14 protein-coding genes and 1 pseudogene are annotated in these 13,383 nt (G+C 55.9%); 8 read left to right on the forward strand and 7 right to left on the reverse strand.

Going from position 1 to position 13,383, the window contains the following annotated elements:
• The first annotated feature begins 170 nt into the window (after positions 1 to 170).
• On the forward strand, positions 171 to 812 hold the full coding sequence (locus ACR0BF_RS10250) for an alpha/beta family hydrolase (RefSeq protein WP_480624841.1): 642 nt from the start codon (positions 171 to 173) through the stop codon (positions 810 to 812).
• Positions 813 to 959: 147 nt separating this feature from the next.
• A complete protein-coding gene (locus tag ACR0BF_RS10255) occupies positions 960 to 1,409 on the forward strand; it encodes a hypothetical protein (RefSeq protein ID WP_480624842.1) in 450 nt (149 codons plus the stop codon).
• 41 nt (positions 1,410 to 1,450) lie between these two features.
• Here the strand turns inward: ACR0BF_RS10255 and ACR0BF_RS10260 are convergent, their stop codons facing one another.
• The 4 genes from ACR0BF_RS10260 to ACR0BF_RS10275 form a co-directional block, all read right to left on the reverse strand.
• The gene (locus ACR0BF_RS10260; protein ID WP_480624843.1) at positions 1,451 to 2,785 is read right to left on the reverse strand and encodes an HNH endonuclease; all 1,335 of its coding nucleotides are present in this window, start codon (positions 2,783 to 2,785) and stop codon (positions 1,451 to 1,453) included.
• A 153-nt stretch (positions 2,786 to 2,938) separates the two neighbouring features.
• Positions 2,939 to 4,039, reverse strand: coding sequence for a HigA family addiction module antitoxin (locus tag ACR0BF_RS10265; RefSeq protein WP_480624844.1), 1,101 nt, complete (start codon positions 4,037 to 4,039; stop codon positions 2,939 to 2,941).
• A gap of 11 nt (positions 4,040 to 4,050) precedes the next feature.
• Complete coding sequence (locus ACR0BF_RS10270; protein ID WP_480624845.1) at positions 4,051 to 4,305, reverse strand: hypothetical protein; 255 nt, start codon at positions 4,303 to 4,305, stop codon at positions 4,051 to 4,053.
• Positions 4,306 to 4,548: 243 nt separating this feature from the next.
• Positions 4,549 to 4,944, reverse strand: coding sequence for a hypothetical protein (locus ACR0BF_RS10275; protein WP_480624846.1), 396 nt, complete (start codon positions 4,942 to 4,944; stop codon positions 4,549 to 4,551).
• A 362-nt stretch (positions 4,945 to 5,306) separates the two neighbouring features.
• Between ACR0BF_RS10275 and tnpA the strand changes: the two are divergent.
• A pseudogene (gene tnpA, locus ACR0BF_RS10280) lies at positions 5,307 to 5,699 on the forward strand (IS200/IS605 family transposase).
• Between the two features lie 33 nt (positions 5,700 to 5,732).
• On the opposite strand, the gene pncB reads toward tnpA, so the two are convergent.
• Positions 5,733 to 7,025 (reverse strand): nicotinate phosphoribosyltransferase, encoded by a 1,293-nt coding sequence (gene pncB / locus ACR0BF_RS10285; protein WP_480554357.1) that lies wholly within the window; start codon positions 7,023 to 7,025, stop codon positions 5,733 to 5,735.
• Between the two features lie 164 nt (positions 7,026 to 7,189).
• On the opposite strand from pncB, the gene ACR0BF_RS10290 reads away from it, so the two are divergent.
• Positions 7,190 to 7,723, forward strand: a complete 534-nt coding sequence (locus ACR0BF_RS10290) for a hypothetical protein (protein WP_480518057.1) — start codon at positions 7,190 to 7,192, stop codon at positions 7,721 to 7,723.
• Here ACR0BF_RS10290 and pncA read toward each other — a convergent pair.
• Positions 7,720 to 8,313, reverse strand: a complete 594-nt coding sequence (pncA, locus tag ACR0BF_RS10295; RefSeq protein WP_480624847.1) for a bifunctional nicotinamidase/pyrazinamidase — start codon at positions 8,311 to 8,313, stop codon at positions 7,720 to 7,722. The genes ACR0BF_RS10290 and pncA overlap by 4 nt on opposite strands.
• 97 nt (positions 8,314 to 8,410) lie before the next feature.
• Between pncA and trhO the strand changes: the two genes are divergently transcribed.
• Together trhO and ACR0BF_RS10305 are read left to right on the forward strand one after the other, a co-directional pair.
• Complete coding sequence (gene trhO / locus ACR0BF_RS10300) at positions 8,411 to 9,316, forward strand: oxygen-dependent tRNA uridine(34) hydroxylase TrhO (RefSeq protein WP_480624848.1); 906 nt, start codon at positions 8,411 to 8,413, stop codon at positions 9,314 to 9,316.
• 65 nt (positions 9,317 to 9,381) lie between these two features.
• A complete protein-coding gene (locus tag ACR0BF_RS10305) occupies positions 9,382 to 9,894 on the forward strand; it encodes a potassium channel family protein (RefSeq protein WP_480624849.1) in 513 nt (170 codons plus the stop codon).
• Positions 9,895 to 9,897: 3 nt separating this feature from the next.
• On the opposite strand, the gene ACR0BF_RS10310 is transcribed toward ACR0BF_RS10305, so the two are convergent.
• The gene (locus ACR0BF_RS10310; protein WP_480474311.1) at positions 9,898 to 10,227 is read right to left on the reverse strand and encodes a hypothetical protein; all 330 of its coding nucleotides are present in this window, start codon (positions 10,225 to 10,227) and stop codon (positions 9,898 to 9,900) included.
• A gap of 188 nt (positions 10,228 to 10,415) precedes the next feature.
• On the opposite strand from ACR0BF_RS10310, the gene betB reads away from it, so the two are divergent.
• Both betB and ACR0BF_RS10320 read left to right on the forward strand, forming a co-directional pair.
• Positions 10,416 to 11,870, forward strand: a complete 1,455-nt coding sequence (gene betB, locus ACR0BF_RS10315) for a betaine-aldehyde dehydrogenase (RefSeq protein ID WP_480624850.1) — start codon at positions 10,416 to 10,418, stop codon at positions 11,868 to 11,870.
• Positions 11,871 to 11,989: 119 nt separating this feature from the next.
• Positions 11,990 to 13,357 (forward strand): MmgE/PrpD family protein, encoded by a 1,368-nt coding sequence (locus ACR0BF_RS10320; protein ID WP_480624851.1) that lies wholly within the window; start codon positions 11,990 to 11,992, stop codon positions 13,355 to 13,357.
• The last annotated feature ends 26 nt before the right edge of the window (positions 13,358 to 13,383 follow it).

Raw genomic sequence — 13,383 nt, forward strand, 5'->3', positions numbered from 1 at the left:
GCCCAGTGCCGTTCGCCAACTCGCTGTGAATCGGAATGGACGGCGCGTAGGAAGCGCTGAAACCCGTCGATGGGGTGGGGTTGCCCGGGTTATGCAGTTTTGACGGTTTTGGTGCACCCGGATAATTTAGGGCGCAGATACGCCTTTGAGCCATTGGAGAAGTAGCGATTATGCAAAGCGAATTCTTAAACCTCGGCCCGGAAGCAGCAAACGCAACCATCCTGTTTGCGCATGGCGCCGGTGCGCCGATGGACTCTCCTGCAATTACAGCAATCGCGGGTGCCTTGGCCGAACAGGGTCTAAGAGTTGTTCGGTTTGAATTCTCCTACATGGCTAACCGAAGAACTGAGGGCACTAAAAAGCCCCCGCCACGCGCTGAAAAACTGAACTCAGAGTACCTAGCCGCAATCGACGCGCTCCATATCGATGGCCCGCTGATCATAGGCGGGAAGTCCATGGGCGGGCGCGTTGCTAGTATGATTGCAGATGGGCTATTTGAAGCGGATCGCATCTCTGGATTGTTCTGCGTAGGCTATCCTTTTCACCCGATTGGGAAACCCGAAAAGCTTCGCACTGAACACCTACAGCACTTACGAACGCCAACGCTGATTTGTCAGGGTACGCGCGACCAGTTTGGCTCGAAGGAAGAAGTCAGCGGGTATGAGCTTTCCTCGGCAATCCAGATGAGATGGTTTGAAGACGGCGATCACGATCTGAAACCACGCAAGCGCGTTTCAGGCTTCACACATGACGATCACATCAAGTCCATGGGCGTAGCGGTTTCGGCATGGGTCGAAGGCCTTGATGGCTAGAGAGACCTTAGCGCGCCGGGTTTACCGTGTTTGCAGGGTTTGGTACGGCGGCTGCCAGTAATACAGTTGGCCAACATACGGCGCCAACCAACTCAAGTTAACATAAGACCGCTTGCTACTCCCGAACGCATGTCGAAAGTGTTGGCCGTGACAATCCAAATTGTTGCCGCCCAATTTCAAAAAAAGGGTCAAATATTGAAGTTCCAACTATCTACCGAATTGCAAAGCGTCGTGTCTGCGATTTCTGAGGACGTAGACAAGATCCTTTCCCAAACCCCTGTACCATTGGGGCATGCGAACCCGACGACCAATACCGGGGTATACATTTTTAGCTTGGAAGACAAAGTCATGTACGTCGGTGAAGCGAAGGGTAGAAATGGCCTTAAAGACCGACTCCTCTCAAAACATATTTCTGGCGACGACAGTCACGCCATTCAGAGAGCCTTTAAGGAGGACTTTCCGGATCGCAAAGCGCGGCGCGAGCAAATTAAAACGATCGTGCATGCTCAATGGTTGGAGATTTCTGACGGGCTTCGGGTATCTGCTGTCGAACGCACATTGATTTGGATGTTTGATCCGCCTTGGAACGTCAAATGATCGGACTCAGTGTCTCTTGTCTTCTGCCCATCCACTGATGCTCACAAAGTTGACTTATTGAAACGCGCATACTGGTACGACAAGGGCGCTGAAGCCAACTTGTGGTCGATGCTTTTGCCTTCGAGTTTTCTGTATGCGGTGGTCTTTAGGTCAGGTGAAACCATAAGCATCCCCGATTTTGGGTTGATAGCGATCATGCCTGCATCAAACAGCGCATGAACATCGCGCCTGAGGACTAGGCTATTCTCCGGAACTTCGAATGCCGGGTTTCCGGTGTGAGGTATGACGTGAGCAGCCTCTAGGACCGTGGGGATGTTGAAGCCGGTAACTACGCAACGCCCAGAGTGACGATGCATAGCCGCATCACGGAATTTCTGCTGCTCTGGCCTAGCTTTTACAGTTGTGGTTTTTCGCTCGTTTTCGGCGGTGAGGACAGCATCACGATCTTCTGAAAGGGCGCGATCCAAAGGAGACAGATACTCACGCTCAGCGCTTACAAGTGCTTTGGTTTTCCTTGCGCCTTTGGCCAAAATAACCCTGTCGATTTCTGCCTGCTCATCGGAGGTCATGACCCACGCCCTGGGGCTGCGATCCTCATTTATCCGGTCGAGAATTGTTGATTTCCAGCCTTCTTCACCGAGCAGTCTGAAGCCAAACGGATGCTTAAGTAATGCAAGATCGCCAAGTTGAATCTGTAGAGAGCCGTCTTTGTCGGTGATGCGCTTCGCCTTCGCGACCCCAGTCAGACCCAAACCGGACCCGAAAGCCTCATCTTCGTGGGCCCAGAGATAAAGAAGGTCGCCGACGCCAACTTTTGGGCCGGGTGACTTGTCACTGTGCGAACTTGCTCTTGAGCTCTCCCAGGGCATACTCAGAACCTTGTCGTCCCAATCTTCCACTCTTTGTGGTCGGGAGATGCCTGCGGGACCGTGAAGCTCTCCGTTGAACTTCAGTAGGAATGCGTTCCATTCAGCATCGCTGTCGGCAACCGAGCGCCCTTTGAGCGATGCCTGCCAGAGCTCCAGTCCGCCGGGAAGACCATCTGTGACTGAGCGGAGTTCTGGGACACTATTCCAATCATAGGAAAAGACCTCTTCTTGGGCGTCAGCAATGTCGATATCCCCAATGACCTCGCGAATGTATCCCAGTGCGTCATCATCGGGAAAGTGATGACCTTTTCTCACAAGGATCGTCGTTAGAGGCGGAAGCTTCATATCACGCATGTAGTGGAGAATCGCATACAGATTCTTGCCGAGTCCGCGACCAGTTGGATGTCCCCAGCCGACAGCAGCAGCAAGTTCTTGATACGTTGTGCGTTTCTTTTGCTTCGCTTTAATCGCGAGGAAACGAGCTATTTCAAACTGAAATGGGTCCATGACACCTGACTAATTGCTCGCATTTTGTGCAAAAGATCGCCGCGAAATTCGCGCTCTGCAAGCAGGCGCCAGTCGGCAAACCCCGTGGTTGCAGCAATGCAAGTTGGAGTTGGAAGCGGGAACTCGCTGCCTTTGGTATTGGCGTCGAGTTCACTAATGGACCCATTCAAGTTTAACTTTCAGGCCATTGAGATGGGACCAGGGAATGACGCCCGATCTCTGCAATCGTCCCACAACAATTCCTGGCGCGATGCCTTGACTTTCCGCAAAACTACGCACCTCAGCGGAACTGCGCGGGCTCTGGGCCAAAAACTTGTCCCATTCCTTTTCTGGAATCAGAAAATTGGATGCCCACGTGTTTGCCTCATCCTCAATAGGATCACCGTCACCGTCGCGACCATCGACGAACACGTTCTTTAGTTTATTGTGCTTTTTCCCATGCAGCATTATGTGCGCCGCTTCATGGAAGAAGCTGAACCAAAGATGATCATCGGTTTTGTGCCGAGCGCTCAACTGGATTACCGCCTTGTTGGGAGAATGCCACCAAGCGGCGCCACTCAATGCCGTTTTGGGCAAGGGTTTCACAAGCGCTAGGGCTACTCCCGCGGAATTGCAGAGGCTGGTCGCTTGGGGAATGGCCTGATCAATGTTTGTTCGGGTCAGCACTCTAATCTCGGAAAGTGCGGCCTTGAATGCTGATGCATTGTAGCTCTCACACTCTTGTTTCCCGGCTGACAACTCACCCAATCTAAACCAGGTTGATAGCGATGCTACATTGCTATCGAATGCGGCGGAATGCCGATAAGCCACGCTTTTCTCGCTGTATTTAATAAGCCAAGCGTCTACAGAACCAACCCCAAAGAATCCCAAGAGTTCAGAGACTGCATCCGACCATGATGCTGGTTTCTTAAAGCATCCGCGCTTGACGAGGTCACTCACTGGGAATGATTTTGCCCAGTTTTCCATTGAGCTCGCGGCGGTTGCTTCGGCGTTGCGTGCTAACTTGAGCTGGTACTTCGCTTCAAGAGCAAGCCATACATTCGCAGAAACCCCGAGAACCTTTTCAAATTGCAGGGCTGTTTCTGGCTCCAAGGGCGCCTTTCCGGAAACAATCTCGCTGATCAGTTTTGCAGACCTGCCACAACGCCGAGCAAACTCCGCGTGCGAGATTTCGTGAACCTCCAATCGCTCTTCAAGAATCCACCCCGGCGGAACGGCATAATTAGGGTTAAACTGAATACCAGTCGCGGTCATTTTTCCCTCCATCAGTGATAGTCAATCACTTCAATGATTTCTATCGCTGTAACGTCTTCCTTGTTGATCCCGCCGTCTTCCCTTCGGGGAATGGGGTCATGGTCTACTTCGAATATCAGCCTGTGCGGATGGACCAGATCGACCGCGAATTGCTCGTCACGATCTTCCGACAGTTGGTGACACCGCTCAGGTTTTGTTGTGGGTACCTCAGCGAGACATGAAGCGGCCTCGAGTACGGCAAGCCGCATCATGATCTTTCGAGCCATTCGGTTGCCGTACTTGCGATTCAAGGCGGATTCCGACTCGAAGACCTTTCTGAGTTTGCTCTTCTTGAAGTAGATCTCCACTGACCAAGGCCTTTTCATTACCTATTAGGTAACGCTTTAGCTCACATCTTCAAGTACTGCAACCCTTACTGGATGCTCAGATAGATTGGCGCGCAGGCGGCGGGATTCACATCAGAACCGGAAAAGAAGCCATGCTTCGTCACATTGCATGCTCCCCGTTCGTCACGTGTCGTGGCCAAAGCGAATGTCGTGTCCATAAGACAGGTCGGCAGCCTGGCAAAGCGCCTCAAGTGCTCTAACCAAGTCTTTCCTGCCTATGTTCTCGCTAATGTACCATCCGGATGATGTCTTTTTTGTAGGAAGATCAATCCGCACTGGATGAACTGTAGTGCGTGTTCTGGCAACAAATGCACGCGTTCTCGCCCGCATTTGCGCTAATTGCGCTATCGCCTCTGGCGCAACGTCATAGATAGTGTCGACAACTGCCGCGAAAAATGAGGCCAGCGTTTCGGAGCGTATCGGCTTGCCCAGTACCTCGCCTTTGTAGCCTTTGGACTTCGCGGACAGTTTTTGTTGTGGCGCTGATGCTTGTTCGCCAACTCCTTCGAAGCGGGACACGCAGCTTGGCCGCCTGTCTCGACACCCGTCGATGGGGTGGGGTCATTAGTAGGGGATTAGTAGGGGATTTACGTCAAACGTTCTCCGGCGCTATCCGACGCCGTCCAAGACCACGTACGAAGATAGTCCAATGATCGTAGGATGTTATCCAGTAATTGGAGGCGCTGTCCGGTCACGTCCAACACCTGGACTTCAAAATTCGTAATGATGGGGTCGGGGGTTCGAGTCCCTTCAGCGGCACCACAAGTTTCAGTATCCACTCATTGGAGTAAACCCTCCGACCTCCAGTCGGACCTGCTTCAGCGCGGAGAATCATGTAGTATGACACTGGCAAGCACTGTGTTTTCTATCACTGCTACCATATCGTCTGGTCGACCAAGTATCGCTACTAGGTGCTGACCGGTGCGGTGCGCTTGCGGGTGCGCGCCATCATCCGTTGGGTCTGCCACGAGAACGAGGTCGACATCTTGCGCGGGGTGTTGTCGAGCAATCCCGTGCATTTGTTCGTGTCGGTGCCGCCGAAGATTGCCATCTCGGGTCCGGTGCGCAAGATGAAGGGCCGTTCGTCTCACAAGGTGCAACGGGAACTTCCCGCCCTGCGCAGCCGCTACTGGGGTCGCCGGTTCTGGGGCAGGAGGTATTTCTCAACCACCAACGGTGCCATCACCGAAGACATCGTGCTGCAATACCTCGAAAACCATATCGCCGATCCTACCGACGCCAGTCGGTGGTCGTTCAGTCCTAACATTATATGAATTGAGGGTAAGTGTTTGGTATTATGCCTTAGCTCAGACAATCACTTTGATCGCTTCCTGTGCGCCCACGCCGAACACCCGTTTGTATCGCTCGATCTGATCCGCAGGGCCCATTGCCTTTTCCGGATTGTCCGACAGCTTTACCGTCGGGCGTCCGTTTGCGGATACGGCTTTGCAGACCAGTGAGAACGGTGCCAGCGCGTCATGAGGGACCAGTCCGCGGAAATCGTTGGTCAGCAAGGTACCCCAGCCGAAAGATACTTTGGTGCGGTCCGCAAACTGTGCATGCAATTCCTGAATACTGCCTACGTCCAACCCGTCCGAGAAAATGATCCGTTTTTGGGTCGGGTCCTCTCCGCGCGCTTTCCACCAGTCGATGGCCACCTCGGCGGCGGTAGCCGGGTCGCCGCTGTCGATACGAATACCGGTCCAGCCCGCCAGCCAGTCGGGCGCGTTGTCCAGAAAGCCCTTGGTGCCGTAGGTATCGGGCAGGATGATGCGCAGATTGCCGTCATGTTCGTCGTGCCAATCGCTGAGAACGTCATAAGGGGCCTGCGCCAGTTCGGCATCGGTGTCGGCCAACGCGGAATAGACCATCGGCAGCTCATGCGCGTTGGTGCCGATGGCCTCAACCTCACGCCGCATCGCGATCAGGCAGTTCGATGTCCCAGTAAACGCGGGGCCGAGCCCTTCTATCATCGCCTGCACACACCAGTCCTGCCACAGGAAGGAATGCCGTCGCCGCGTGCCAAAATCCGCGATGCCCAAACCGTTGATCGTACTCAGCTTCTCGATCTTTTCCCACACGCGGGTCATCGCGCGGGCATAAAGCACCTGTAGCGCAAACCGGCGCATGTCGTTCAGCACCGCGCGCGACCGCAATTCCATCAATACCGCCAGCGCCGGAATTTCCCACAACATGACCTCGTGCCATTTGCCTTCGAAGGTCAGTTCGTACTGATCGCCTTTGCATTCAAGGTGGTAAGGCGGCAGGCGCATATTCTCGAACCATTCCATGAAATCGGAACGGAACATCTGGCGCTTTCCATAGAACATGTTGCCCCGCAGCCAGGTGCTTTCCCCCCGGCTGAGATTAAGCGAGCGGATATGATCCAGCTGTTCCCGCAACTCGCCTTCATCAATCAAACGGGCCAAAGGCACGTGATTCGACCGGTTGATCAGGGAAAACACCACGTTTGTTTGGGGCTTGTTTCGAAACACTGACTGGCACATCAGCAGTTTGTAGAAGTCTGTGTCGATTAAAGACCGGACAATCGGGTCAATCTTCCATTTATGATTGTAGACACGGGTCGCGATGTCGACCATGGGGAACTCCTGCGATTTCCGTAGTTAGATCAATCGATTTCGGGAATGGCAAGAGTCGCTGATTTGGTGACAATGCCAGCATGACGTCACATTACGGGCTTATTGTGCAGTGTCTTCGCCGGTTAGTGAGAAAAGGGGATGGTAAGACGAAACTGAGTTTGTGAATGGGTCTCGAGTACGATTTTGACATTGTTAATGTAGCACTGAACGATTTCGACCCCGAAAAGCTGGGGTCAGCCTCTGATGTGGAACGCCAGGTGTGTGCGGTGTTTCGCGACATCAGAACAGCCGATGCGCTACGGGGAACATCGCCGAAAATCCGCAAGATTTTCCTGGATGCGGGGTTCAGCCTCGAGTCGCGGAACAGCGGCATCGTGCCCGGTGTGTTTCCGGCCGAAGATCAGGTGGACCGGGTCAGGATTCTGCGTTCTCTGTTTGAGAACATAAAATCGCGCGGCGTTCAGGGGGAGTATTGCGGCGAGTTCAACCTGTGGGACTTTCTGCATTACATACGGATGGCGCAGCCCATGGCCGGGATCGTGCGTACGCGTCAGGTGCGCAAACCGCCGCCACCGCCACAGCAGCCCGTTTCGGCACGTCGGCGTTCTATTTCGGGGCGTATCGGGCTGGCGTTCGGGCTGGCCGTTATTCTGTTTGTGACGATCAAGCTGCTGGCCGCTGCCGGGGCGACACCTTAGGCCAGCGTAACACCGGCATCGCGCATGGCCTGTTGTGCGGCAGCCAGCGATCCGTCCATGTCAATCGCGCGGCAGGCATCCATCCGGACTGTGACATCAAATCCCAACCGGGCAGCGTCAATCGCGGAAAAGCAGACACAAAAATCCGTTGCAAGTCCGACCAGCGTCAATTGGGTTATTCCACGCGTCTCCAGGTAGCCTTTCAAACCTGTCGGCGTTTTCCGGTCATTCTCGAAAAAGGCGGAATAGCTGTCGATGCTCGGTCGAAAGCCTTTTCGTATGACCAGATCGGCATGAGTGCGTAGATCAGGGTGAAAATCTGCGCCTTCGGTTCCCTGAACACAATGATCCGGCCACAAGACCTGCGGCCCGTAATGCAACTCGGTCGTATCAAAGGGGTCTTTGTCATCATGGAAGCTCGCGAACGAAGAATGCCCCGCCGGATGCCAGTCCTGCGTCAGGATCACGGCGTCAAACTCCTCCATCATGGCATTGATCGGCGCGACGATTTCATCTCCTCCGGCCACTGCCAAGGCACCGCCGGGGCAAAAGTCGTTCTGGACATCGATGACAAGCAGGGCATGGGTCATGGCGGCCTCCGTATAACTGCCTTATCGTTAGGGGGCCGGGGGCGGGGCGTCAATGCAATCCCTTGCGACTCCGGGTTTGCGGGGGTAGATCGCGCATATGTACACGATCGCTGCCCTCTATCACTTTACCCGATTCCCGGACCCCGTCGCGCTGCGCGAACCGTTGCTTGATCTGTGTCGCGCGCAGTCCGTCACGGGAACGCTGTTGCTGGCGCAAGAAGGCATCAATGGCACCATCGCAGGCCCACGCGCCGGGATCGATGCGGCTCTTGCGCATATCCGGGCTCTGCCCGGTTGCTCGGATCTGGAGTGGAAAGAGGCGTCCTCGGACCATCCGCCTTTCGGCAAGATGAAAGTGCGGCTGAAGAAAGAGATTGTGACCATGGGTCAGCCGGATGTCGATCCGCGCGCCCGTGTCGGCAACTATGTCGATCCGCAGGACTGGAACGATCTGATCCGTTCGGAAGATGTCGTGGTGATCGACACCCGCAATGACTACGAAGTGGCGATCGGCACGTTTGAAGGCGCAATAGACCCTGAAACAGCCAGTTTCCGCGAATTTCCGGCCTGGTGGGAGGCGAACAAGGACCGCTTTCACAACAAGCGCGTTGCCATGTTCTGCACCGGCGGTATCCGGTGCGAGAAGTCCACCAATTACCTGCTGGGACAGGGGGTCGAGGATGTCTATCACCTCAAAGGCGGCATCCTGCGCTATCTTGAAGAGATGCCATCGGAAGACAGCTCGTGGCAGGGTGACTGCTTTGTGTTCGACAACCGTGTCTCGGTTGGCCACGGCCTTGTTGAAGGGCCGCACAAGCTGTGCCATGGCTGCCGTCGCCCGATCCTGCCCGAGGATATGAAGCGCCCCGAATATGAACATGGCGTGTCCTGTCACCAATGCATCGACGAGACATCCGAGGCTGACAAGATGCGCTTTCGTGAACGGCAAAAGCAGATAGTGCTTGCGCGCAAGCGGGGCGAGCCGCATTTGCGGCAGGACTGAAAGCGGGTTGCAGGCCCTTGCTTTAGGTCGGATGATCACCGTCAGACTAGGCTGAGAGGGCGTTCATGCACCGCAAACCCACAACTCTGGAAGAATGGAAATCGACCCTGATTGCTGCATTGGGGCTGGTTCTGACAAGTTTTCTTGCCTGGTTCGGGCTATCGCGTCTTAACGAAACCGCTGCGGGTGACATGATCGGAATAATCGCGTCGGTTGGCCTGCTGATCTGGCTGGTGTCGCAATCCTGGTATTACATGACCCAGGTGACATCGCCGCGACGGCTTTTGTTCCTGATGGGTGTGTCATTCATCCAGGTCGTCCCGTTCCTGTTTGCCGCCGTCTACGGAGCTTTTGGGTACAACGATAATTGTGTGGTCGGGGCGCAGGGTCCGGGGGATGTCCTGTATTTCTCATATGTCACCTTCACCACGGTCGGGTATGGCGACATGTCCCCGACCGGCCTGTGCCGCGGGCTTGCCGTGTCCGAGGCTGTGACCGGTTACATTCTGCTGGGTATGTTTGTTGCGGCTGCGGTTGCGCTTTATACCCGCAATCATGCGCCAGAAGACCCTAAATAAGGGTTATCTGTTGTGGTCAATCCAGCGGGACATCATTTTCTTGTCTCGAAAACACTCGGACGGGATCGGGCGACGCTTGCTGCGAGAAATCCGTTCAGCGAACGCCACCTGCTTGCCCGTCGGGTAACTGTCGAATTGCGAGGTGCCACATGATTTGTGGGCCGAAATCCAGTCGGACAACAATCGCCTGTCACGTTGAACTTCGACCGGGATCTCAAGCGCTGATTTCTCGGCAATGGCGCGCGCATATCGCATCTGCCGGTCTGTTACCGGAAGCAGGTGGTAGTCATTGTTTGGCCCGTTCAGGGCCGTGTGGCGCATGTGTTGGGTCATCGGTTTGTCCTCTGACTATGTGGAACATATATAGAACATTAACCAAGGAGTTTCAAGATTTGTGCGCGGTGGCAGGCGTGACCTTGCCGCTTGGATGATTTTATTGACTGGCCAGTCAATAACCATTAGGGCCGATTCAAAATGACCAAATGCCCCGCCCGGACGGGGTCGAGCGAAAAGGACACGGTATGAAGTTTCAGCCCAAGGCCAGCCATTTCATCGACGGCATCTATGTCGAGGATACCGATGGCGCGGCCATTGACGTGATCTACCCCGCTACCGGCGAGGTGATTGCCCGTCTGCATTCGGCAACACCAGCGATTGTAGAAAAGGCTCTGAACAGCGCGAAAACCGCTCAGGCAGCTTGGGCCGCACTGACCGGAACAGAACGCGGCCGCATTCTGCGCCGCGCGGCCGACATTATTCGCGACCGCAACTACGACCTGTCGGTTCTGGAAACCCATGACACCGGCAAACCGATTCAGGAAACCACGGTGGCAGATGCCACATCGGGTGCAGATGCGCTGGAATATTTCGGCGGGTTGGCCGCCTCTCTGACCGGCGAGCATATTCCGCTGGGCGGTGGCGATTTCGTCTACACCATCCGTCAGGCGCTGGGCGTTTGCGTGGGCATCGGGGCGTGGAACTATCCCACGCAGATTGCCTGCTGGAAAGGTGCCCCGGCGCTGGCCTGCGGCAACACAATGGTCTTCAAGCCTTCGGAAACCACGCCCCTTTCGGCATTGAAAGTGGCCGAAATTCTGGTCGAAGCCGGCGCACCCAAGGGTGTCTACAACGTGATTCAAGGCTATGGCGACGTGGGGGCCGCACTGGTCACCGATCCGCGTGTAGCCAAGGTCTCGCTGACCGGATCGGTGCCGACAGGCCGCAAGGTCTATGCCGCGGCAGCTGACGGCATGAAGCACGTCACCATGGAGCTAGGCGGCAAATCTCCGATGATCGTCTTTGACGATGCCGACATCGAAAACGCGGTTTCCGGCGCGATCCTTGGCAATTTCTATTCATCGGGCCAGGTCTGCTCCAACGGTACCCGCGTCTTTGTGCAAAAAGGGATCAAAGATGCCTTCCTGAAACGCCTGTCCGAACGTCTGGCCAATGCCAAAATCGGCGATCCGATGGACGAGGACGTCAGCTTTGGCCCGATGGTCAGCGAAAACCAGTTGAACATCGCGCTGAGCTATGTCGACAAAGCCAGGGCCGAGGGCGCAAGGCTGGTGTTCGGCGGCAACCGGATCGAAGGCGACGGTTTCTACATGCAGCCAACCGTTTTTGCGGAAGTGAACGATGACATGACCATCGCGCGCGAGGAAATCTTTGGCCCCGTCATGTCGGTGCTGGATTTCGACACGGAATCCGAGGTCATGGCCCGTGCCAATGACACCGAATTTGGTCTGGCCGCAGGCGTCTTCACCAATGACCTGACCCGCGCGCACCGTGTTGTGGCCGGGTTCGAGGCGGGGACCTGTTATATCAACACCTATAACCTTGCCCCGGTCGAAGCCCCGTTCGGGGGATCGAAAATGTCGGGTGTCGGACGCGAGAATTCGAAGCTGGCGATCAACCATTTTTCGGAAATGAAAACAGTCTACGTGTCCATGAATGGCGTCGAAGCCCCGTACTAGGGTCTCTTCTTCATACGTTTTCCTCTGTTCCCGACATTTGGCGTCGGGAACAGAGTACAAGCCCGCCCTTACCTGTGGCTGACTTTCCTGTACCGGCCCCGCCCGACAGGAGAGCTCTCATGACGCATAACCCGCAGACAGATACATTTTCCAGGGTTGCCGATTTCACGCTGACCCGCGCGGCCTCGGACATGCCCGAAAGCGCACTAGAGGCCGCGGCACTGATGATGCTCGACACGATGGGGATCCTGATCGCATCCGGCCCGATGCAGGCAGGCGTGATCGCGCGGGACACGGCGGCGTTGCTTTATGCCAGCTCCGATTCTGCTTATGGCGCACGGATGCTGTTCGATGGCCGTACCGTCAGCATGGCAGGTGCTGCCTATGCCGCCGCTACGCAAACCGACAATCTGGATGGTCACGATGGATATAACCCCACCAAGGGCCATATTGGGGTGGTCGTGTTGCCAGCGCTGTCCGCACTGGCCGAACATTGCCCGAACCTAACCGGACCCGAGGCTTTGGCAGCGGTCGTCACCGGGTACGAGGTGGCCGGGCGCGCGGGCCTGTCACTGCACGCCAGTGTCAGCGACTACCACACATCCGGTGCCTGGAACGCGCTGGGCGTGGTCGCGATGGCGGCGCGCCTACGCGGATTGTCTGCCGACCAGATGCGGCAGGCGATGGGGATCGCCGAGTATCACGGGCCACGCAGCCAGATGATGCGCGAGATTGCCAACCCGACAATGCTGCATGACGGGTCGGGCTGGGGCGCGATGGTGGGGCTTTCCGCCGCTGTTCTGGCCGAACGCGGCTTTACCGGCGCGCCCGCCATCACCATCGAGGCGGAAGAGGTCAAACCCTACTGGGATGATCTGGGCACCTTCTGGCAGGTCGAACATCAATATGTAAAACCCTATCCGATCTGTCGCTGGGCCCATGCCGCGATTGATGGCGTGCGCGCTGTCATGATCGCGCATGACCTGACCAGCGCGCAGATCGAAACAGTGCATATCAACAGCTTTCATCAGGCGGCCTGTCTTTTTGCGGGGCTGCCCGAAACAACTTCGCAAGCGCAGTATTCCCTGCCATTTGCCGTGGCCGTTCAGGCCGTTTACGGGCGCATCGGCGTTGAACATATCTCAGGGTCTGGCCTGTCTGATCCAGCGGTCGCCAATCTGATGTCCCGCATCACGGCCGCGGAAAGCGAACACCACAGCGTCCGGTTTCCTGAAGGGCGCTGGGCAGATGTCACGATCACAACAACGGATGGCCGTGTTCTGAAATCCGGGGATATTCATGCCCGCGGCGGCCCCGAGGCCCCCATGACACGGGACGACGTCATCGCCAAATACATGCAGTTTGCAGCCCCTGTGCTTGGGGAAGTACGTGCCGACCGCATCCGTCGTGTAATACTTGGCTGGCCGGACAAAAGCGTGCGGTATGCAGACCTGACACCGCTGATTTTTGATCCGCCAGAACCGTGAACCGCGCCCCGTCCTGCCTGGATCGA

The organism is Ruegeria sp. AG7 (assembly GCF_056541545.1).

What these genes read in the sequence shown, in the direction of transcription:
- ACR0BF_RS10250 (WP_480624841.1), top strand. Translation starts at nt 171, where the DNA reads ATGCAAAGCGAATTCTTAAACCTCGGCCCGGAAGCAGCAAACGCAACC.
- ACR0BF_RS10260 (WP_480624843.1), bottom strand. Translation starts at nt 2,785, where the DNA reads ATGGACCCATTTCAGTTTGAAATAGCTCGTTTCCTCGCGATTAAAGCG.
- ACR0BF_RS10265 (WP_480624844.1), bottom strand. Translation starts at nt 4,039, where the DNA reads ATGACCGCGACTGGTATTCAGTTTAACCCTAATTATGCCGTTCCGCCG.
- ACR0BF_RS10270 (WP_480624845.1), bottom strand. Translation starts at nt 4,305, where the DNA reads ATGGCTCGAAAGATCATGATGCGGCTTGCCGTACTCGAGGCCGCTTCA.
- pncB (WP_480554357.1), bottom strand. Translation starts at nt 7,025, where the DNA reads ATGGTCGACATCGCGACCCGTGTCTACAATCATAAATGGAAGATTGAC.
- ACR0BF_RS10290 (WP_480518057.1), top strand. Translation starts at nt 7,190, where the DNA reads ATGGGTCTCGAGTACGATTTTGACATTGTTAATGTAGCACTGAACGAT.
- pncA (WP_480624847.1), bottom strand. Translation starts at nt 8,313, where the DNA reads ATGACCCATGCCCTGCTTGTCATCGATGTCCAGAACGACTTTTGCCCC.
- trhO (WP_480624848.1), top strand. Translation starts at nt 8,411, where the DNA reads ATGTACACGATCGCTGCCCTCTATCACTTTACCCGATTCCCGGACCCC.
- ACR0BF_RS10305 (WP_480624849.1), top strand. Translation starts at nt 9,382, where the DNA reads ATGCACCGCAAACCCACAACTCTGGAAGAATGGAAATCGACCCTGATT.
- ACR0BF_RS10310 (WP_480474311.1), bottom strand. Translation starts at nt 10,227, where the DNA reads ATGACCCAACACATGCGCCACACGGCCCTGAACGGGCCAAACAATGAC.
- betB (WP_480624850.1), top strand. Translation starts at nt 10,416, where the DNA reads ATGAAGTTTCAGCCCAAGGCCAGCCATTTCATCGACGGCATCTATGTC.
- ACR0BF_RS10320 (WP_480624851.1), top strand. Translation starts at nt 11,990, where the DNA reads ATGACGCATAACCCGCAGACAGATACATTTTCCAGGGTTGCCGATTTC.